Annotated in this window: 10 protein-coding genes; 8 read left to right on the top strand and 2 right to left on the bottom strand. The window is 59.2% G+C overall.

Annotated elements, in window-relative coordinates:
- The first annotated feature begins 437 nt into the window (after positions 1–437).
- The 8 genes from EXY20_RS37560 to EXY20_RS37520 all read left to right on the top strand — a co-directional run bounded on the left by EXY20_RS37560 (position 438) and on the right by EXY20_RS37520 (position 17,816).
- Positions 438–1,745, top strand: a complete 1,308-nt coding sequence (locus EXY20_RS37560) for a response regulator (protein ID WP_235886394.1) — start codon at positions 438–440, stop codon at positions 1,743–1,745.
- A complete protein-coding gene (locus EXY20_RS37555; protein ID WP_135557577.1) occupies positions 1,742–3,529 on the top strand; it encodes a sensor histidine kinase in 1,788 nt (595 codons plus the stop codon). The genes EXY20_RS37560 and EXY20_RS37555 overlap by 4 nt, the downstream gene beginning before the upstream one ends.
- A gap of 211 nt (positions 3,530–3,740) precedes the next feature.
- A complete protein-coding gene (locus EXY20_RS37550) occupies positions 3,741–4,667 on the top strand; it encodes an ABC transporter permease (protein WP_135557576.1) in 927 nt (308 codons plus the stop codon).
- 42 nt (positions 4,668–4,709) lie between these two features.
- Positions 4,710–5,600: a carbohydrate ABC transporter permease gene (locus tag EXY20_RS37545; protein WP_135557575.1), complete on the top strand. Its 891-nt coding sequence runs from the start codon at positions 4,710–4,712 to the stop codon at positions 5,598–5,600.
- A 110-nt stretch (positions 5,601–5,710) separates the two neighbouring features.
- The gene (locus EXY20_RS37540; protein ID WP_135557574.1) at positions 5,711–7,309 is read left to right on the top strand and encodes a DUF3502 domain-containing protein; all 1,599 of its coding nucleotides are present in this window, start codon (positions 5,711–5,713) and stop codon (positions 7,307–7,309) included.
- Between the two features lie 123 nt (positions 7,310–7,432).
- Positions 7,433–13,417, top strand: coding sequence for a chitobiase/beta-hexosaminidase C-terminal domain-containing protein (locus EXY20_RS37535; RefSeq protein ID WP_135557573.1), 5,985 nt, complete (start codon positions 7,433–7,435; stop codon positions 13,415–13,417).
- Positions 13,418–14,664: 1,247 nt separating this feature from the next.
- The gene (locus EXY20_RS37525; RefSeq protein ID WP_135557572.1) at positions 14,665–16,056 is read left to right on the top strand and encodes an alpha-L-fucosidase; all 1,392 of its coding nucleotides are present in this window, start codon (positions 14,665–14,667) and stop codon (positions 16,054–16,056) included.
- A gap of 383 nt (positions 16,057–16,439) precedes the next feature.
- Positions 16,440–17,816, top strand: a complete 1,377-nt coding sequence (locus EXY20_RS37520) for a sulfatase-like hydrolase/transferase (protein WP_135557571.1) — start codon at positions 16,440–16,442, stop codon at positions 17,814–17,816.
- Positions 17,817–17,917: 101 nt separating this feature from the next.
- On the opposite strand, the gene EXY20_RS37515 is transcribed toward EXY20_RS37520, so the two are convergent.
- Together EXY20_RS37515 and EXY20_RS37510 are read right to left on the bottom strand one after the other, a co-directional pair.
- Entirely contained in the window at positions 17,918–19,162 is a 1,245-nt protein-coding gene (locus tag EXY20_RS37515; protein WP_235886393.1) for a carbohydrate binding domain-containing protein, read from the bottom strand.
- On the bottom strand, positions 19,122–21,866 hold the full coding sequence (locus EXY20_RS37510) for a carbohydrate binding domain-containing protein (RefSeq protein WP_235886391.1): 2,745 nt from the start codon (positions 21,864–21,866) through the stop codon (positions 19,122–19,124). The genes EXY20_RS37515 and EXY20_RS37510 overlap by 41 nt, the downstream gene beginning before the upstream one ends.
- Positions 21,867–21,930: the final 64 nt, after the last annotated feature.

Genomic DNA, 21,930 nt, shown 5'->3' with positions numbered 1-21,930 from the left:
TCCGCTATAGTAGTCATCGAGTAGGGTTCCTTTCTTGGTGACTTTGACCATCCCGAGAATACCCTACTTTTTTGTTGCCTGGCTAGGCTCCAAATCTTGGTTACACACACTATTGTACGTCATCCCATTTTCCGCGCCACACTGTAAATAGCCAGTGAAAACACTGGCTATTGAGCCCCAAACGCTCCCAAAGCGAACTTTTCCGCGAAATAGCCAGCGATTTCACTGGTTATTTTGTTGCTGACGTCCCTTTTGGGCGAAATAGCCAAGAAAACATGGCCTATTTTCATCAGGCCTGCAGTAGACTGCATGGAATATAGCCCCCTGTCGCAACGGGGACAAGGTTTGACACCATTCACGTCCATTATTTACCGGCTGCGGCGCAGCGATTATACTAGGAGAAAGCGGTTACGAGGGGAGATGTACGCGTGTACAAAATGATCGTGCTCGACGACGAGCCGATGATTCGCAGCGGCTTGTCCAGCATCGTCCCGTGGGCGGAGCTCGGGTACGAGCTGGTGGCGGTGTTCGAGGACGGCAAGGAAGGCATCGACTACCTGGAGCGGCACGAAGTCGACGTCGTGCTGACGGATATCCGCATGGTCGAAGTGTCCGGCCTCGAAGTGGCCCGTCGCGTGTTCGAACGCAAATGGCGGACGAAGGTCGTCATCATCAGCGGATACCGCGAATTCGAATACGCCAAATCGGCGATGCAGTACAATGTTCGGCACTTTCTGCTCAAGCCGACGCGTTATGAAGAAATTTACGGCGTGTTTGCCGGGCTGAAGGCGGAGCTGGACGGCGAGCGCGCGGAAGAACTCGCGTACCGGCGGGAGCGGAAACGCAGCCGGGAGTATGCGGCCGTGCTGCGGGAGCAGCTGCTGCAGGAGGTTTTCGCGGGAGAGCGGAACGATCCGGCGGAGTTGGCCCGGCGCATCGAGCTGCTGGACTGGCCGCCAAGCCTGATGACGGACGCGTGTTACGCGGCCCGGCTGCGAATCGGCGACGGCGGAGCGGAAGCGGGAGCCGAAGGCCGGAGCGGCCGCGCAACGGCCGAAACGCTGCTCGCGCTGCTGCGCAAGGAAACGGACGAGCTTCGCTTCGAGCCGTTTCGCGACGAAGAAGGCGAGCTCGTTCTTTGCGTGTTCGTAACCGCTGCGGCAGCGGGCACGGCGGACCGGGCAGCGCGCATCGCCGGCGAACTGGCGCGAATGGCCGAAGCGGTGGAGTCGCTGTTCGGCTTGTCCTGCGACTGGACGCTGCCGGAAGTCGCGCCGACGCTGGCGGAGCATGCGGCGGCCGCATGCGCGGGCAAAGCCGCCACGCCGCCGAACGAGGCCGCGCCGGCTCCGGTCGCAGCACACGGCGCCGCCGACGCTCAGGACGAGTCGCTGCAGCTGCTGATGCGCAAGGCGCAGGCTTACATCGATGCGCATTACGCCGTCGATTTGTCGCTTGAGCAAGTGGCGGATCAGGTGTTCCTCCACCCGGTCTATTTCAGCAAACAGTTCAAGCTGTACGCCGGCGTCAATTTCATCGACTATTTGACTTCCGTTCGCGTGCGCCGTGCGATCGAACTGCTGGAATCGAACCGCTGCCGCACCAACGAAATCGGCGAGAAGGTCGGCTACAGCAGCGGCAAATATTTTGCCAAGGTGTTCAAACAGGCGACCGGCTTGACGCCCAAGGATTACGTCCGCAGGCTGGCGTTGAAACGGGACCTGCCGGAGGATGGACAAGTATGAATGCCGGAACCCGGCTGTTCGCGTACATTCGCCACTACAAATTCCAAAGCCTTTTCATCAAAAATTTGCTGCTGATCGTGTTGCTTGTCGTGACGCCGTTCGCAGCGATGAGCGTTTATGTCTTTTCCAAGATGAACCACGCGGTCAACAACGAGATTGGCGCGGTCAGCCAGGGTTCGCTGGAACGGATTCGCGACGTGGTCGACGCCATCTTCCGCCAAACGGACCGAACCGCTGCGCAATTCGCCCTGCAGGCGGAATCGGCGGTATTCCTGCTCTCTCCCGACCCGGGCAACATCCTCGACAACCTGTTCAAAAATATTTACGCGGACATTACCAAATACGTGCATGTTTACGACTACTTCGACTCCCTCTACTTGTATTCGGCCCAAACCGACTTCGTTGTGTCCAATCGCGAAAGCGGCACGCTCGCTGAGCTCAGCGATCGGAACTGGATCGACGCCTACAAAGGCAGCAAGAGCGAAACGCCGGTCATTGTGGCTCGCAAGCATAGCGACATTTATCCGAATTACATTTCCCTGGTGCGGCCGGTATTCCTGGGCCAATACGACAAGCTGGGCGCCGTTGTGGTGAACATCGACATCGAAGGGATTGGCCGGGCGATCGGTACGTCGGCAAGCGGAGCGGCGGAATCGGTGTTCATGATCGACAAGAAGGGGATCGTTATCTACAGCGGCAACCCGGATGATTTTCTCCGGCGCGCGGCCGACGTGCCGCTGCTGGCCGGCGTGTCCTTCGATCAAACCGGAACGGGCATCGTGACGCTGAGCGGTACGCGATACGTCGTTTCGACGGTGCAGTCGGCCACTCAGGAATGGAGTTACGTATCGATGCTGCCGCTGCAGCACTACAGCGACCGGATGAGCGCGCTGGAACGCTCGTCGTTCCTGTTGTTCGGCGCCGGCTTGCTGGTTGTGCTGCTCGTGTCGCTGCTCATTACGCAGCGCACGTTCCTTCCGGTCAAACGCATTCTGGCGCTGATCGAAAATCCGGACAGCTGGATGAAACGAACCGGCGAGCCGGAAGTACGGGAGACGAACGAGCTGAAATTTATTGTCAAAAATATTGTCAAAACGTTCGATTCCAACCGGCAGCTGCAGCAGGAATTGGAGCGGCGGGTTGCGATGCTGGACAAAGCCAGGTCGGTGGCGCTGCAGTCGCAGATCAATCCGCACTTCCTGTACAACACGCTGGAAGCGATCAACTGGAAGGCGATGCAATTGACGAACGGGAAAAACGACGTGTCCGACATGGTGGCCACGCTGGCCGATCTGATGGCGCTGTCCAAGGATGCGAACCGCCATCTGGTGCCGCTCGCCACGGAAATCGAGCATGCCAGACGTTACGTAGACATCATGAAGCTGCGCTTCCCGGACAAGCTCACCGTCGATTGGGAGCTGGACGAAGGCCTGCGGAGCTGCCAGGTCGTGCAACTGGCATTGCAACCGCTGATCGAAAATGCGATCGAGCACGGCATCCGGCCGGCGCGGAAGAACGGCACGATCACGGTCCGCTGCAAGGCGGCGGGAAGCGACCTGATCATCGAGGTGACGGATGACGGCATCGGCATTACGAGCGAGCAGGCGCAGCAGATGAACGAGAAGCTGTCGCGGGACAGCGGATTCGCTTCCGAGCATATCGGTCTCGGCAATGTGAACCAGCGGATCAAGCTGTTGTTCGGGGACAATTACGGCGTAACGCTGACGCCGCTCCCGGGCGGAGGGACGCAGGTCAGCTTGTGGATGCCGCGCGTGGAGCAATAGCCGCCGGCAAGCGCCGGTATGTACAAGATCCGCTAAAAATAGCGTCTTATCTTGTTTTTTTCTCCTTTCTCATACGAAGATGTGACAGCGGTCTGTTAAAAAACAGGCCGTTTCGCAATTATTTGCCGTAGTTTTGCCGGCGGCGCTGCTCTAATATGAAAGTAACGGCACGAGCTAAGCCGCCGCCATTCAGCCAGAAGGAGAATCCGTCATGATCGCGCTTCGCAAACGCGCCCTGCTGCGCGCAGTCAGAAGCAACGCGGTGCTGTTCGGTTTGACTGTGCCCGCGCTGCTTTACTTTCTTATTTTCCATTACTTGCCCATGGTCGGTGTTGTACTCGCTTTCAAGGATTATAAGTATTCCCTCGGCATTCTGGGCAGCGAATGGATCGGCTTTACGAATTTCAAATTTTTCTTCACTTCGCAGGACGCCTGGCGCATCACGCGCAACACGGTCGGCTACAGCAGCGCGTTCATCGTGCTCGGCAACGCTGCGGCGATCTTCGTCGCGCTGCTGCTGTACGAGGTTCGCAGCCGCGCCGCGCTCAAATATTACCAGACGACGATGATTTTGCCGCGATTCCTGTCCTGGGTGCTGGTCGCTTACATTTCTTATACGCTGCTGAGCCCGACGATGGGCATATTCAATCAGGCGCTGGAAGGACTCGGCTTCGAGCCGGTGACCTGGTACTCGGAAGCGAAGGTATGGCCGTACCTGATCATCGGTTTCGAGATGTGGAAGACAGTCGGACTCAGCAGCATTATCTACTATGCGGCGCTGATGTCCATCGACAGCGAGCTGTTCGAGGCGGCGCGGATGGACGGCGCGAACCGCTGGAGGCAGGTCTGGGCGATTTCGATTCCGTCGCTGACGCCGGTGATGACCATTCTCGTCATTCTGGCGATCGGCGGGCTGTTCCGGGGCGACTTCGGTCTGTTCTACCAATTGCCCCGCGACGTTGGCGCCTTGTATCCGACGACAGACATCATCGATACGTACGTGTATCGGGGATTGCGCAACGGGGATATCGGCATGACGGCGGCAGTCGGGTTGTTCCAGTCGGTGGTGGGCTTGGTGCTGATCCTGATCGCCAATGGCATCATTCGCAAAGTGAAGCCGGAGAATGCAATCTTCTGAGCAGCCGAACAAGCATGATAACCCAAAGGAGCACGCCTTGATATGCATACCCGCAAACTGGATTCCCGTCTGTTCGTTCATCTGTTTTTTATTCTGTTCAGCCTGCTGTTCGTGCTGCCTTTTCTACTCGTCATTGCCATCTCGCTATCGCGGGAAAGCGACGTGCTGGAGCACGGTTACAAGCTGATCCCCCGGGAGATCGATTTCACCGCCTACCGCATCGTGTTCCGCAATACGAGCGAGATGACGCGGGCTTACGGCGTAACGGCGTTTCAATCGGTGGTGACGATGGTCCTGAGCCTGACGATCATGTCGATGTGCGCGTATTCGCTGGCACGCAGAAGCTTCGCGCTGCGCAAGCCGATCACGTTTTTCATCTTCTTCACGATGCTGTTCGGCGGCGGGCTCATTCCGAGCTATATTTTGAATACGCAGTATTTGCACATCGGCAATACGATCTGGATTTATATTTTGCCGTCGCTTGCGAACGCTTTCTATATCATCATCTTCCGTACGTTTTTCCAAGGCTTGCCCGACGGCCTGATCGAATCCGCCAAAATCGACGGCGCCGGCGAACTGCGCGTCTACTTGCAAATCGTCGTGCCGCTGTCGAAGCCGGTGTTTGCTACGTTCGCGCTGTTCGTGCTGCTGGAGCGCTGGAACGACTGGTTTCAGGCGCTAATCTATATACGCGATGCCAAATTGTACACGCTGCAATTCCTGCTCCAAAAAATATTGCTCGAAGCCGAATTTATCCGCAATATGGCGCGCGATATGCCGGCGAATTTGCAGAATGCCGGCAGCACGGAGATCCCGAGCGAAACCGTACGGTTTGCGATGGCGATCGTCGCCGCAGGTCCGCTGCTGATCGTATTCCCGTTTTTTCAGAAGCATTTCGCCAAAGGGTTGACGGTTGGTTCCATCAAAGGATAAACCGCGATCCGTTCGCGACGGTTGGACATTGGGGCCCGACAAGGCTGCAGCCGCGAATCTCGCGTCGCCCCGGTTTGACATACATCATCCGCAGAGAGGGGTACGTTATTTTGAACAAACGATTGAAACCGCTTGCTATGCTGCTGACGCTGATCCTTGCGTTCGGCGCCATCCTGGCGGCATGCAGCAAGGACGACAAGGCAAGCAGCGGGACATCGGCATCGCCGTCGGCATCCGCATCCGCTACTGCGGTATCCGCAACGCCCAAGGAGACGCCCAAGCCGGTTACGCTCAAGTGGATCATGCTCGGACCGGGCAAGCAGAAGGATTCCGACAAGGTGTGGAAAGAGTTCAACACCCGGCTTCAGCAGTTTCTGCCGAATACGACGGTTGACTTCGAAGTGCTCACGCGGACGGAGTATGTCGAGAAGTTTAAGCTGATCATGGCTTCCGCGGAGCCGGTCGATCTGATCTGGAGCGGTTACTTGATCAACCTGGCGGAAGAAGTGAACAAGGGCGGTCTGTTGCCGCTCGACGAGCTGCTCGACAAGTACGGGCAGGAGCTGCGCAAGGTAATTCCGGAGCGTCTGTTCACGGGCGACGCCAACGTCAACGGCAAAGTATACATGGTTCCGTCGTACCAGATGACGTCCGGCAATCGCTGGGGGCTGCGCACGCCCAAGGAGCTCGCCGATCAATACTGGAACGCCGCCGAGGCACAGAAAGTATTCTACGCCAACAAGACGAATACGAAAGAAACCTTCGCCGTAATCGAGCAATATTTGGCCAAGCTGAAGGAAGCCGGCAAAATCCAGAAAGGCGTCAGCACCGACACGTTCAACTTCGTGTTCAAAAACGGCTACGTCGCGATCGGCGATCCGCTGATGTACAAGATCGGCGAGTACAAAATCCTCAACGCGTTTGCGGCTCCGGAAAGCAAGCTGTACTATGACACGATGGCAGACTGGTTCAAGAAGGGCTATATTCGCCAGGATATTCTCAGCCTGCAAAATCCGCGTGCCGACGAAGGCAAAAAAGACGGTTACGTGCTGTGGGCGCACAACTATTACGATTTCACCGAAAAGACGGAATCGGCGCAATACGGCTTCCCGCTCACCGTCATTCCGTTCTCGGAGAAGTACATCGCCGGCTACGGCACGGGTACGGGCACGTCGATTCCGCGCACTTCGAAAAATCCGGAACGCGCCATGCAGCTGCTTGATCTGCTGAACTCGCAGAAGGGCAAGGACTTGTACAACCTGCTTGTCTACGGGCTGGAGAACGAGCATTACAAGAAAGTCAAGGACAACCGCATCGAAACGATCGGCTACACCGGCCAGGCGCAGGACAACACCGTGCCGTACGGGCTGTGGAAGTGGGTGCCGGGCAACGCGTTCAACGCGTATGAGACGCAAGCGGATATGGAAGGCTATAACGATTTTATTGTGAAAAACGTTGAAAACGTCGCTATCAATAATCCGGCGGGCGGTCTCAAAATCGATCCGACCCCGGTCAAGACGGAAAATGCGCAAGTGGCCGCAGTGGTCAAGGAATTCAATCTGGGCTTGCAGCGGGGCGCATTGCCGAATCACGACAAGGTATACGCGGAATTCCTCGACAAGCTGCAGAAGGCGGGCATCGATAAAATCATCGCCGAGTATCAGAAGCAGATGGATGCTTATCTCGCGCAAACGGGCGTCAAAAAGTAATCAACGGGAAGAGTGGAGGGGGCTGGCGGTCGCAGCCCTCTTGCTCCCGTGCGGGAGCAACCCAAGTCGCATGATGTGGAACGGGACGTATCGCATGACCTTACTTTTAAGGAGGAATCGATCGTGTCTGTATTTCGCGAGAAGCTTTGTCGTGTGCTTGTCGCTTGTCTGATCGCCGGACTTCTCTCTTCGTTGGCTCCAACTCCTTCATTCGCAGCGGTCGGGCGCACCCCACCGGTCCCTGTCACCACCAAAGTCTACGAAACGTATGAATCGAAAACGCTCGGTTCTGTCATCGAAGCAAACGCAATCGCCATCACCGTCGCCAAGGATCCGCAAGATGCCGGCAATCAGGTCGCCCGCCTGGAGGTGCCAGCCGTCGCTGCGACGGGCTTCTTGCTGAGCAACGACGTTACCGGCTTTGCCGGTCAACTGGTAATGGAGGAGCGGGTTCGTTTCGAGGGCTCCGGTTCCAGCATCAGCTACGGCTTGTCGATGCGTACCACAACGGGCAACAAGCTCGTTCCGATTTGGCGGCTTCAGGGGCCGAGCCACAGTACCCCGGGCTTGTTTCTGACGCCGGCCGACGGCTCGGGCGTGGGAACGGTCAATGTGCTGACGGCCGGTCAATTGCGTTCCAATGAATGGTATACGGTTACAATTGTCCTTCATACGTCTGCGGCCACATTCGATATTTATCTGAAAGACCGGGACGGCTACCCGATCTACAAGGAAATCGGCCGTTTGTTGCCGTATCAGGATGGGAGCGGCCCGATCTCTTATGCGGCAGGCTTCAAGCAGCTCGCCCCGCGGCTGATCGGCACGACAACGACGACGGCGGCCGTTTATCTGGACGACCGGCTGCTGATCACGATCGGCGATTCGACGCTGGCGCTGATGCAGGTGGAAGAAGCGGAAGACAGCAAGAGTCAGGCCGATTATGACGCGGCAGCAAGCACGGTTGTTGGCTTGCCGGCAGGCGCGGAGCGAACCGCGCTGGAGGGGCGGCTGGCTGCTGTATACGACGAGCTGTGGCAAGCGCCTTACGTAGCGGCGGAGTGGAAAGTGATTCGCGCCGAGCGCAGCTTCCTGTTGTCCGATCTGCAAGCCGCAACAACGGCAACGGCCGGGTTGGCAGCCGGCGATTGGAAGAGCGATTTGGAAGCGCGGATATCCGTGATGATCGTCCCAAGCGTAACGGCTGCTGTCGCCAAGGCCGAACTGACACTGACGACTTCCGATTACAATGCGGCCCGCGCTGCCGTCGCCACGCTGCCGTCCGGCACGGACAAAACGGCATTGACCGCGCGGCTGGATGCGATCGAGACGGATGTGTCAGTCGCAACCGCGACGGCTGCTGTCGTCAAGGCCGAACAGACACATAATGCTACCGATTACAATACGGCCCGCACTGAGGTCGGCAAGCTGCCGTCCGGCACGGCCAAGACGGCATTGACCGCGCGGCTGGATGCGATCGACACGGCTGTTAAAGAAACAACCGCAACGGCTGCTGTCGCCAAGGCCGAGACGTCGCTGGCGGCTTCCGATTACGAGGCGGCCCGCGCTGCCGTCGGCGCGCTGCCGTCCGGCACGGTCAAAACGGCATTGACCGGGCGGCTGGATGCGATCGCGATGGATGTTTCAAGCGCAGCTGTCGCCAAGGCCGAACTGACGCTGGCGGCTTCCGATTACGAGACGGCCCGCGTTGTCGTCGCCACGTTGCCGTCCGGCACGGACAAAACGGCATTTACCGGACGGCTGGATGCGATCATGATGGATGTCGTTACCGTCTACTATGAGGAAACGTATCAAAGCCATTCCGTCGGGGAACCGATTCATACTGCCCCGGGCTATCATGTAACCGTTGCCGCAGATCCCGATTCCGGTCATTCCGGCAACCTGGTAGCCAAAGAAACGTTTGCGACAAGCAATACGAGCGGTTTTCTCCCTACGAATGTCGCGTTCGCTGTTCCCGCCAGGGGGACGTTGATCATGGAGCAGAAGCTGCGCTTCGAAGGAACGGGGAGCAGCATCGCCTACACGGCGCTGCTTCGGCTCCAGAATGGCAATAATGCTGTGAATCTATGGAATATCCGCGGCCCCGGCAATTCGCCAGGCGTCTACGTTACGAATCGCGCCGGCGGGTCTGGTGAAGAGCAACTGGCAGCCGGTCTGCTGAAGAACGATGTCTGGTACAAAATCATTAGCGTTGTCAACACGGTGTATGGCACTCATGATATTTACATCATCGATCTGGATCACAGCGAACTGCTCGAATCGAGCACAAACCGCAAGCTGCCGATTGTTAATGCGCTGGGACAGACGAACAATTACGGCAGCGGCATCAAAAATGTGGAGCGGCGGATCACCGGTACCGTCTCGGGAAGCGATTCCGCAGCGTTCTATCTGGATGATACGCGGGTTATCGGCAAATCGTCCGTGCGTGCGGCAAACGAAGTCGGCGCGGAGATTGCGGAGGTAGTGGAAAACACCCAGTACTACGCACCCGATTTGATAACCAAGTTGACAGATGCTTCCGTGTTGTACGAGGGAGGGCTGTACGGCTATGTGAATAACAAACGGGAGGCGATCGACACCGAACACAGCTCCGTCCGTCCCGTGCTGGAAGACGGTGTGGCGATGGCTCCGGTTGCCTTCCTTGCGAATGTGCTTGGGGTTGTCTACAGTTGGGACGCAGGTACCGGCGCGTTGACGATGACGGGCTCCGGCACGACCTTGGCGCTGACGGCGGGGCAATCGGCGATGACGGTCAACAGCGTGTCCGTTCCGCTCGCTGAGCCTGCATTTCTGGGTGAATTCGGCGACCTGTATGTGCCGGTAGGGGACGTTGCCGAAGCTTTCGGCAAGTACTTGTTCCAGGATGACGCGCGCCGGGTATGGGTCATCAGCGATCAACCGGCCATTTTCGACCCGGGGACGGAAGGCGCGTTGCTGGATGCGCTGGCAGACGCCAGATACGGCATCAGAAAGCCGGCATTTACGATCGCGGCAACGGCGCCTGCTCCGGACGATGTGAGCGAACAAGCGGCCTCTTATGCGGCTCGCAACGATGCGGCTGAGCTGGAGAAGCTGGCGAAACGGCTGAACGAGGCGCTGGTCGACGATGTGCCCGAACTGGCGACATTCCGTATGCTTGTTGCGAACGGCCAATACGAGCAAGCCTTGGTCGAGTTCCGCAGTTATTTTATGACCAAATTGCGTGCGTTGCCCGATTTGAACTGGGACAGTTCTTTGTTCTCGGGGGCACTTGCGTCGATCGGCAACAATGCCGAGGAACTGCTTTACGAAGTCATCTCGACGGACAATGGGAAGACAAAGATCGGCGAGCCCGGAGAGATCAACTGGCATTATGGCGAACTGGAGCAGCCTTTTGACTATACGACGGTACTATACAATGTCTACATGTGGCATCCGTTGCAGTTTGTTCCGCTTATCGATCGGTTCCTGAAGACAGACAATCTGTCTTATCTGGATAAATGGGCCGAATACATCGACGACTGGGCGCAGCACGCCGACGGCTTCGACTCGATCTTGCCGCAGAATGTGAGCGACAAAGATTCGAATGGCGCCGGTATCGTCAATATGCATGTGAAACTGCTGCGATTGATCGCTAAGATGTTGCCCGAGGACGGGGAGGGAATGCCGCCCGCAACGCTCGCCCGGGTGATGCTCAAGCTGGTGGAAGAATATCCGCCGACAACGATCACATACGCGAAGTCGAATCCGCAGAACTGGACGACAGGCGAATTTACTTCGCTGATCGCGAACGGCTTGCTGCTCGGCGAGTTCAAGGATACAGCCGTTTATTTACGCGAGGGCATGCGCAAGATGGAAGATTATGCGACAACGATGATGATGCCGGATGGCAGCGAAGCGGAGCAATCGATCTCCTACAACCGCGAATACTTGCGTTTCGGCGCCGGGGCGGCGCTGCCGGGCATTCTGGCGATGCAGCCGGAATTGATCGAAGGCGACAAGCAGGCGGAGCTGGAGGAGCACTTGTGGAGCCGGGCGAGGCTGATGGCGGGTGCGTTAACGCCGGACGGCAAATACCCGGCGGGTTACCGCATCGATCTGCGCGACTGGACGGCCACCGTGCAGGAGCTGCTGCAAAATGCTTTGCCGGAGGCGCTGAACGATCCGAATATCGCGGCGATTATGGCGATTGCGCGGGGGACGGCAGGGGCCCAGGTGCCGACTTTTGAGTCCGAGTGGTACCCGTACGGCGGTTATTCGTTTATTCGCGACGGGTGGGAGCGGACGGATCAGCGCGCGTTCCTGTTCAGCTCCAGTCATACGGGCAATTACAGTTTCCACAATGCCGCCAACAATATGCTGACCATTGCCGCTTACGGCCAGGATATGATCGTCCCCGGCGAGGTCGGCGCTTACGACAACATCAAGTCGCCGCTGCTGGTGGACGGCATGCAGCAAAATCCCAGCTACGGCATTCCGTCGTGGGGTCATCGCCAGGTGCTCGTATCGGCATGGGATGAGCCGGCCGACTTGCGCTGGCATGAATCGGATGCGTTTGTATTAACGGAAGGCCAATATAACGGCCACTACGGAGGGGCTTCGGGAACGGATGACGTCGGCCACGGGCGGGTGCTGCAGTTTGCGCGCGATGCCGGCCTATGGATCGTGACGGATCGGTTGACGTCCGATGCCGCGCACGAGTACACGCTTAACTGGCGGCTCCCCTCAAAGGATGCCGGTTCCCGCAGCGGCACCTACAAGGTGTTTGACGATGTGCAAGTGGACGACGCCGGTCGTACGGCGAAGCTGCGCACGAATGACAGCGGCATTGCCAATCTGTCGATTTATCAGTTCGGCACGTCGCCGCTGGAAGCAGCCGGCGCAGTGGAAAATGTTGACGATACGAACCTGTATAATGTATCCGACTTTTACCGGTTCGGCACAACGTTCGGCGGCAATGGCGATCAAGCGCTGATCAGCCTGATCGTGCCGAGGGAGACGGTAGGAACCGACATCGAAACGATCGAGGAGCGGAACGGCGACGGCATCGCCGGCTTCAAGGCGACGCTTGCGGACGGTCGGACCGTGCTGTACCAGGCCGCCGCCGACGGTGATCGGCCATTGGCGCTGGACGGCGTGTCCGTACAGGGCGAATCGCTGCTGCTCGTCAAGGAGATGGACGGTTCGGCCAAAGGCATGGCGCTTGGCGTCGTGACGCTGAGCGTATACGGCGGCGGCGCGGTGAAGCAGGATTTTGAGTTTGCTATCGGCACGGATGGCGTGGTCGGCGGCATGAAGCCGATCTACAAGCCGGTCGCCGAAGTGCAGATCGCGCCGGGTGCGGACGTTTTCACCGATCAGGTGCAGGTGACGATGAGCGACGCGACGGATGGCGTGTCGATCCGCTATACGACGGACGGCAGCGATCCGACGCCGACGTCGGCACTGTATGGCGGGCCGATCACGCTGACGGACACGACCGTCGTCAAGGCACGCGCGTTCCGCTACGGGGTCACGGAAGTGCCGGATACGGTCAGCGGCACGACGGCCAGTCCGGTTCGGCGCGCCGTGTTCACGAAGCAGCCGATGCAAGAGGCGGTGACCGCTTCCGTCTACGACGGCGGGCTGCATTACCGGTATTACGAAGGCGACTGGAAGGACATGATGATCCGGATGGATCGGATGACGCCGGTTCAGGAAGGCGACGCAAACGGACTGTTCGATTTCGCCGCCAAAGCGACGGACGATTCGTACGCCTTCGAATACAGCGGCTATCTGGATGTGCCGGCAAGCGGCGTGTACACGTTCTATGCGCCGCAGGAATGGCTGCTGCCGAACAATATGACCGGCTACGACCTGCAGGTGTTCGTCGGCGGCGAACAGTGGTACCCGATCACGCGCAAGCAAGCGTTCGGTACTTGGTCGGTGTCGCTTCAGCAGGGGCTGCATCCGTTCGTCGTCCGTTACGTCGATTATCGCGGCGATTCCCTGGGCGCCTATAATTCGCCTGGCGTGCTGCCGCGCATCTGGCCGGGAACGACGCCGCAGCTTGATCTTTCCGGGCCGGGCCTTACCCGGCAGGCGATTCCGGCGTCGATGCTGGCCCGCTGAGATGGAGGTTGGTGAAATAGGCCATGTTTAATTGCCTATTTCAATTAAAATGGAGGGGAGTGCCGGAATAGTCAGTGATTTCACTGGCTATTTCGGTGAAACGGGCGGTTTTAAGGCTGTTGGGGGCGAATAGCCAGTGATTTCACTGGCTATTTCCCACGCAGCGCCGGAAAGTGAGCGAATAAGCCATTTTTTGTGGGCTATTTTGGAGGAGAGCTAGGAAGTGGGGACCTCTCGACTTGCCTCTGCACGGCTACGGCAGCAAAACGGACATTCTGGCGAGCGGGCGTGGAGCGGGCAAAATGCGGAGGCGAGCAAGCAGGTGCGTAGGTGCGCCAAGCATACGCGGGGAGTTGCTTTTTGGTTAAAAACAGCGCTTTGGCGAAGGTTGATGGTAATTTAAGCAGTTAAAGTAGTTGTAAGCAGATAAGGTAGTTGAAGCAGATAAAGTAGTTGAAGCAGTTAAAGTAGTTGAAGCAGTTGAAGTGGTTGAAGTGGTTGAAGTGGTTGAACTGGTTGAAGTGGTTTAAGCGCAAAAATGCACTTAAATGCTGCGATGTACACTCGATTAGTTTAAGTGCAAAAATGCATTTACAATCGTTGGAACATCCCGATTGTTGGGAAATGGGTGTGGGCTAAACGTATTTTTGCATTTAAGTTGCCCCAATCGGCCGTTTTGGTCAAATTTTAGCGTATTAATGCAGTAGAAGTAGAAGCAGAAGCAGAAGCAGAAGCAGAAGCAGAAGCAGAAGCAGAAGTAGAAGCAGAAGTAGAAGCAGAAGTAGAAGCAGAAGTAGAAGCAGAAGTAGAAGTAGAAGTAGAAGTAGAAGTAGAAGTAGAAGCAGAAGCAGAAGCAGAAGCAGAAGCAGAAACAGAAGCAGAAGTAGAAGTAGAAGTAGAGTAGAAGTAGAAGCAGAAGTAGAAGCAGAAGTAGAAGTAGAAGTAGAAGTAGAAGTAGAAGTAGAAGCAGAAGCAGAAGCAGAAACAGAAGCAGAAGCAGAAGTAGAAGTAGAAGTAGAAGCAGAAGCAGAAGCAGAAGTAGAAGTAGAAGCAGAAGCAGAAGCAGAAGCAGAAGCAGAAGTAGAAGCAGAAGTAGAAGTAGAAGCAGATACAGACGTTGAGTAGGCGCAGGGTAACGATTTGTTCAATAGCGGATCTGCCAGGTGCCCATTATTGACGAGAACTTCCACTGCCCAGTGGAGAGAGCATCGATAATAGATTCCATATACGACAAGGGGGCGTTCCGTATGGCAGAGAAAGAACGGCAGCGTAACGATTCACAGGAAACGAACGCGCCCGAGGGGCAGCACGCTTTGATTGGCGTGGCCGACTCCGCAACGACTGATGACGGTTTCATGCGCAATGACCATCCCGACGCGTTGTGGTTCGGGCAGGCGGCGCTGGGGTTGTTCGTGCATTTCGGCATTTCCGCCGTGCACGGCGATATCGATTTGTCCTGGGGCATGCTGTACGGCAAGCCGTGGGAAATGAAGCTCGGCCTCGAGAAGTCGATTCCGCCGAGGCAATATTTTGCGCTGGCCGAGCGGTTCCGGCCCGAGCGGTTCGAGCCGGAGCGCTGGCTGGCCGCCGCCGCCGAAGCGGGTTGCCAATACGCCGTGTTTACGGCGCGGCATCACGACGGTTTCGCCATGTGGCCGAGCCGGCACGGCGGCTTCAACACGGGCACGCACGGGGACGGCAGCGACTACGTCCGCCGGTTCGTCGACGCGTGCCGCCGAACCGGCTTGCGCGTCGGGCTTTATTTTTCGCCGCCGGACTGGCATTTTAACGCGCTCTATATGTCGTTTCACTACGGCAGCGGCGAGGACAACGGCGCGATCAAGTTTCCGGGGCGCGCCCACTTCGGGCTCGATCACGAGCCGATCGCGCTTCCGGCCAAACCGGCGGACTGGCAGCAGCGTTATGAAGCGTACGTTCGCGCGCAATTGACCGAGCTGCTGACGGATTACGGCCGAGTCGACCTGCTCTGGTTCGACGGCGGCCGGGATTTAGCGGGGGCCATGTCGGTAGCGGAAATCCGCCAGATGCAGCCGGCGATCGTTATCAATGGCCGCATGCACGGGACGGGCGATTTCGACACGTTCGAATGCCGGCTGCCGACCGCAAGGCCGGACGGCTGGTGGGAGCATTGCGACATTTGGCCGGAAGGCCCGTGGTGGGGCGATGTCGCCTCTTCGGCGGGCTACCGCCCCGCTGCATGGATGCTGGCGACGTTGTCGCGCGTACGCGCGGACGGAGGCAGCTTCCTCGTCAACGTCGGTCCGCGGGCCGACGGTGAATTGCCGCAGGCGGCGTACGACCGACTGGCGGAAGTCAAGTCCTGGATGGCGCACAGCGGCGAAGCGATCTTCGGCGCGGAGCCGGGCGACGGCAGCGTAACGAGCCAGGCTCCGCTGACGCGCAAGGGCGACACCTGGTACGCGCATGTGCCGCCGGACATGGAGCTTCCGCTTGCCGTCGAGCTCGCGGGCGGACGTACGCTCGTCGAAGCGTGGCTGCTGCGCGACGGGATGAGGTTACCTTGCGTCAACCGGGGCGGGGGCGGAAGATGGACAATTGAAGGCATGGACGGCAAACGCTCCGGATTGGTTGACATCGTTGCGTTTCGCTTCGGCTGAACGAAGGGAAGCTGAACTGATCGGCCGGCCGACCGGAGAACGCCGATACGGGCCGCTCCCGGCGCCGGCGGCGGTTTAAGCCGGAATATCCGGCTTATTGGGCCCGCCTCGAGCACCGACGGCGAATTAAGCCGGAATATCCGGTTTATTGGGCCCGCCCCGAGCGCCGATGGAGAATTAAGCCGGAATAACCGGCTTATTAGGCTCGCCCCGAGCGCCGACGGCGGTTTAAGCCGGAATATCCGGCTTATTGGGCTCGCTCCGAGCGCCGACGGCTAAGTAAGCCGGAATATCCGGCTTATTCGACTCGTCTCGAGCGCCGATGCCTAATTAAGCCGGAATATGCGGCTTACTCAGCCCGGCCCATCACAAGGAGGAATACCATGGGCAACACCACCAAGCCCAATGTTATCGTCTTCTTCACCGACCAGCAGCGCTGGGATACGACCGGCGTACACGGCAATCCGCTAGAATTGACGCCAACGTTCGACTGGATGGCGGCGGAAGGCACGCATCTGTTTCACTCCTTCACCTGCCAGCCGGTATGCGGCCCGGCCCGGTCCTGCTTGCAAACCGGCATGTACGCGACGCAAACCGGCTGCTATCGCAACGGCATTCCGCTGCCGCCGGACTGTCCGACGCTGGCGCACCACTTCCGCAATGCCGGATACCGCACCGGTTATATCGGCAAATGGCATCTGGCGGCGGACGAGCCGGTGCCGGCCGAACAGCGCGGCGGCTACGAGCGCTGGCTGGCGGCCAATTTGCTGGAGTTTTCTTCGGATGCGTACGATACGGTCGTTTACGACGAGCAGGGCGACGAGGTCAAGCTGCCGGGCTACCGCGTCGATGCGCTGACCGATGCGGCGATCCGGTTCGTCGACGAACACCGCGCGCAGCCGTTTTTCCTCTTCCTGTCGCTGCTGGAGCCGCATCATCAGAACCATACCGACAGCTACCCGGCGCCGCAAGGCTACGAATCGCGTTATGCCGGCCGATGGACGCCGCCGGATCTGGCCGAGCTGGGAGGAACCGCTGCCCGGCACCTCGGCGGCTATTACGGCATGGTCAAACGGATCGACGAGGCGCTCGGCCGATTGTTCGACGCGCTGCGCAGTCTTGGGCTGCTGCAAGATACTGTCGTCCTGTTCACGTCCGACCACGGCTGCCATTTCAAAACCCGGAACAACGAATACAAACGCTCCTGCCACGACAGCTCGATTCGTGTGCCGACGGCGTTGTACGGGTCCCGTTTCACGGGAGGAGCACGGATCAAGGAGATGGTCAGTCTGATCGACTTGCCGCCGACGCTGCTGGACGCCGCAGGCATCCCGGTCCCGGCCGACATGCAGGGAAGATCGGCGCTCGATCTTATCGACGGCGGCAAGGCCGGCTGGCCCGAGGAAGCGTTCGTGCAGATCAGCGAGTCGCAAGTCGCCCGCGCGATCCGTACCGCGCGGTACAAGTACTGCGTCGAAGCGCGCAGCCGCGACCCGTGGCGCGACTCCGGCGCCGACGTGTATGAAGAAGCGCAGCTGTACGATCTTCATGCCGATCCGTACGAGCTTGACAATCTGATTGGGCTCGAGACGTATGCGCATGCGGCGGACGACTTGCGGCAGCGGCTGCTGCGGCGAATGGCCGAAGCGGGGGAGCCGCCGGCCGAAATCGTGCCGGCCCCGCGACGCAACACCCGCCGGGTTCGCCAAACGGACATCGAACCGCTGCGAGCCGCCATGAAGACGGCGCCGGAGAAATAGCGCTTGACAAGCTCGTCGCTTAACAAGCGGAACGCAAACAAACGCCGTCTGCAGAGACGGCGTTTGTTCGCATTCCGGGAAGGGCGGGTTGCCTATTCGCTTTATTCCGGATAAATCGTATAATCGTCGCTGTACAGGTCGGCCGTGGAAGCCGCCGTCGACAAGTAGATCGATGCGCTTGTAATCGGTCCGGACTCGGCGAACGTGTAAGTGCCGGCGATTTCCGACCAGCCCGTGCCGAGCGTCCCGGTCGCCAGTGTGCGGTAATACGTGCTGCCGCCGACCACGATTTGGGCGACGAGGTTCGCGGTGTCCGTACCGCTGGCCAGCTTGCCCCAGACGGAGATGCGATACGTCTGGCCGTTGACGAACGAGACGCTCTGGCGGAGCGAGGAGTAATAATAGCTGCGCCCGGAGACAAGTCCCGTATAGCTGCCGCCATGCGGGCTCGTTGCGCTTGCCGAGCCGGTGCCCGCAATCGTCGTCCAGTTCGTCGTGCCGTTCTCGAAGCCGCCGTTTTTGACGACCGTATACAGCGGCACGACCCGGAAGTTGTCGACATGCAGCTCTGCCGTTGTGCTCGTCGTATCCGCGTAAACCAAGGCCTGTGTAATCGCTGCCGCTTCGTGGAACGTGTACACGCCGCTGATTTCCGTCCAGCCGGACGCGCTGACCGGGCCGGTCGCCAAGGTGCGGAATTGCGTCGTCCCGTTTACGGTAACGGCTGCCATGATCCGGCCCGTATCGCTGCCGGAAGCGAGCCGCACCCAGGCGGATACGCGGTAGGCCGCCTCGTTCGCCAGCGGGAGCTGCTGCCGGGCGGACGACCAGAAGTCGGTCCGTGCGTATACGCGGCCGGTAACGGTGCCGAACAGCGGATCGTTCGCCGAAGAGGAGATCGATGCCCCCGCCGCTTGCCAGCCGGTCGTGCCGTTCTCGAAACCGCTGTTGGCAACCAGATTCGTTTCGATGCGCTCCGCGCGCAGGTCGTCGATGTACAGATTGGCGGTTGAAGCCGCCGTATCCACATAGATGCGGGCGCTTGTGATCGGAGCCGTTTCGTTAAACGTATACTCGCCGCCGATCTCGCTCCACCCGGCGCTGTTGATCGTTCCGCTCGCCAGCGTGCGGTAATAGTTCGTGCCGCCGATGGTAAGCTCCGCGACGATCCGGCCCGTATCGCTGCCCGACGCCAGCTTGGCCCAGGCCGAAACGCGATACGTCTTGCGGTTCTCCAGGCTGACCGCCTGTCTCGCCGAGCCCCATGCCGCGGTGCGGAAGGAGACAAGCCCCGAGTACGTCCCGCTATGCGAAGCCGTGTTCGTCATCGCCAGCGTGCCGCCGATGGCGAACCAGCCGCCGGACCAGCCCGCTTCGAAGCCGCCGTTGACGACCTCGTTGCCGGCGATCGCTTCGGGATACGGAATCAGGCCCGTATCGTCGACATACGTAGCCGCCGCCCGACGATGTGCGCGTAATGGACAATGTGGCGCCCGTTCCTGACGCGCCGGTGTTGAAGGTGATGATGCGGCGCACGAATTCGTTGCCGGTGCCGCCCACATCCGACCATTGATCGGGCGTGCCGGTATTGCTGACGCCAATCCGCACCGTTTCGCCGCTCTCCACCTTGACCCACACCGAAAAGCTGTAGGCGGTATTCGGCTCAAGGCCGGTAATCGTGCGTTCCAACCCGTTCGTGCCGGAAGCCAGCGAAGCCGCGTACTGGCCGTTGCGCGTCGTCGAATCGGGGCTCGGCAAGCCCGGCAGCGCGTCGATCAGCGCCACGTTCATGCCGCCGGTGAGCGTCCAGTGGTCCAGCTTGCCGCGCTCGAACCCGCTGTTGTCCAGCCTGTTGCGGTAAGGCGTATCGGCCGTCTGGAAGCTCGGATTCGGCGGGTTGTCCAGATCGGTGCCGTAGCTCCATGCCGTCTGTCCGTACTCGACCGAACCGATATCGGGCGCCGCTCCCGCGTAGCCGTCCGTCACGCCGGGGACAACGACGCCGGCGTCGATGCCGCCGTTCTCGTTGTTGGCCGCACGAATCGATTCCGTGTTCATCCGCACCAAAGCTCCTTTGTTGTTGAGCAAAAAGAAGCCCCAGTGGTCGGTTCCGTAAGCCCAGGCGAACCCGCTTCCCCCGACGATGCTGTCGTTGCTCGCGATCAGGTTGAACTCGCTGGGCAAATTGATGTTGATGCCTCGCTCCGGGATATTTTCGACCTTGTTCTTGTAGACCAGGTAGTTGCTCGAGCCGTTGTCCAAATAAATGCCCTGGGCATGGTTCTCCGCATGATTGTCGTGGATGTAGTTGTGATGAATTTCCGTTCCTTCGCCGTCGGAGCCATAGGTGTACATGAGACCGAGGTCGGCGGACAAATAACCGCTATGGCCAAAATCGTTGTACTGGATCCGCGAGTTTCGGCCGAACCCGTTGACGATGCTGCGTCCGGAGCCGTAGGCGGTATTGTGGCTGACCAGGTGCTCCGCGCCGTTCATCTGGATCGCCGCCGCGTAAGTGCCGCTGTAGTCGACGTCGTGGATGATCGAATTGACCAACTGCTTGCCCAATCCGCCCAGGTTGACGCCGTTGCCCGAGCTGTAAGCGACGGTGCTGTTCTTCAGCACGTTGTTCGTGCCGTTCAGGATGATGCCGCTGTAGCGCTGCGAGCCGTAGCCTGTGTCGGATCTTGCGTCATGGGCGACATAAACGGCGTCCAGACCGTCGATGACGACGTGATCGGCGTAAGGATTGGCAACGGCCGCCGCCGTTCCGGCAGACATCCAGGAAGAGAGCGATCCGGCTTCGAAGCCCGGATTGTTGACCAGATTGATGCCGTTCTGCTTGATCGCGAAGCCGTCGCCGAATGCATCGCCGCCGCCGCCCGTTTTTTCCAGGTAGATTTCCGCGCTCGTTGCGCTTGGTCCTGTCGTAAAGATCAGATCGAACGTGCGGTAATACGACTGGTAAACGGTATCGCTCCGGCCTGTGCCATCGAAATTGCGGACGCCGGCCGTAACCGACTCGCCGTCCGTCGCCGCTTTGACGGAGCCGGTAAAATGATATTTCGTATTCGGGCTCAGCCCGTATACGACTTGCGACACGGCGCTGCCCGTTCCCGTCAGCCGGACGCGATAAGCGTCGCCGCCGTAGTTGCCGGTGTCGATCGTGGCGGCGAATAGGCCGATGCCGTTCAGCTCCGTATAGGCGCTGCCGGTCAAGTCAAAGGCGACGTTCCTTGCCTTGTACTCCACCCGGCTGCCGGGATTGCCGCCGCCGGGCGCCCACAGGTATAGCGTGGACGTGGAGCGGTCGTAGTACCATTCATTTTCGCTGTCCAGCGCGGCGAGCGTGCCGGACAGGAAGTAATTGCCGCCCGCCGCCGCATCGTTGTAAATGTCCGGAGAGCTGCTGGCGAAGCTGACCGTACGGCCGGCATAACCGGTTACGGTTGTCGTCCATGCCGTCCATTTGGAGCTGCTCCATACCCACAGCTTGGCGCCGGTCCAATCGAGATCCGGCATGGCCGCATCGTAGAGCGAAGTCGGCGTCGTGCCGGCGTCGGCCGTGGCCAGCGTCGGATGCAGCAAGTCGCCGGCGCCGTAATTGGGCCATCTCGCTTCCTGCGCCATGACCCCGTCGACGAACAACTGGTCGCCGCTGTCCAGCGGCAGCTGCACGGTCGTTTTGTAGATGTTGCCCGAATGGAGCGTCCAGCCGCCGATGCTGTTCGTGCCGCTAACCGTAACGGTTTCGCCGGAATAGGCTTCGTAACGGATCGGGTTGCCCGCGGTTCCCGAATGGGAAGGCTTCACCGTCTCCCGGTACGTGCCGCCGCGTATAGACACGGTATCGCCGGCTTGTGCCGTTGCGGCGGCTTTGCCGATCGTCAGAAAAGGGGCGCCGATCGTGCCGGCCTGGCTGTCGCTGCCGGATGGCGACACATAGTAAGTAGTTCCGGATGCGTCCGAAGTGCCGGACAGCGCAAACGCGGAGGCAAAGACGGTCAGCCCGAGCAGCGTTCCGATTCGAAAGCGTTGATATACGTTCATCATGTCACCTCATTTTCGCAAATAGGGTCCGCCGGCCGGCGCCCGAGGCGGCCGCCGGCGGAGG

Source organism: Paenibacillus cymbidii (assembly GCF_004764705.1).
GTDB classification, from domain to species: domain Bacteria; phylum Bacillota; class Bacilli; order Paenibacillales; family NBRC-103111; genus Paenibacillus_AN; species Paenibacillus_AN cymbidii.
The sequence above is the reverse complement of the archived record's forward strand: the minus strand, read 5'-3'. Positions and strand labels throughout refer to the sequence as shown.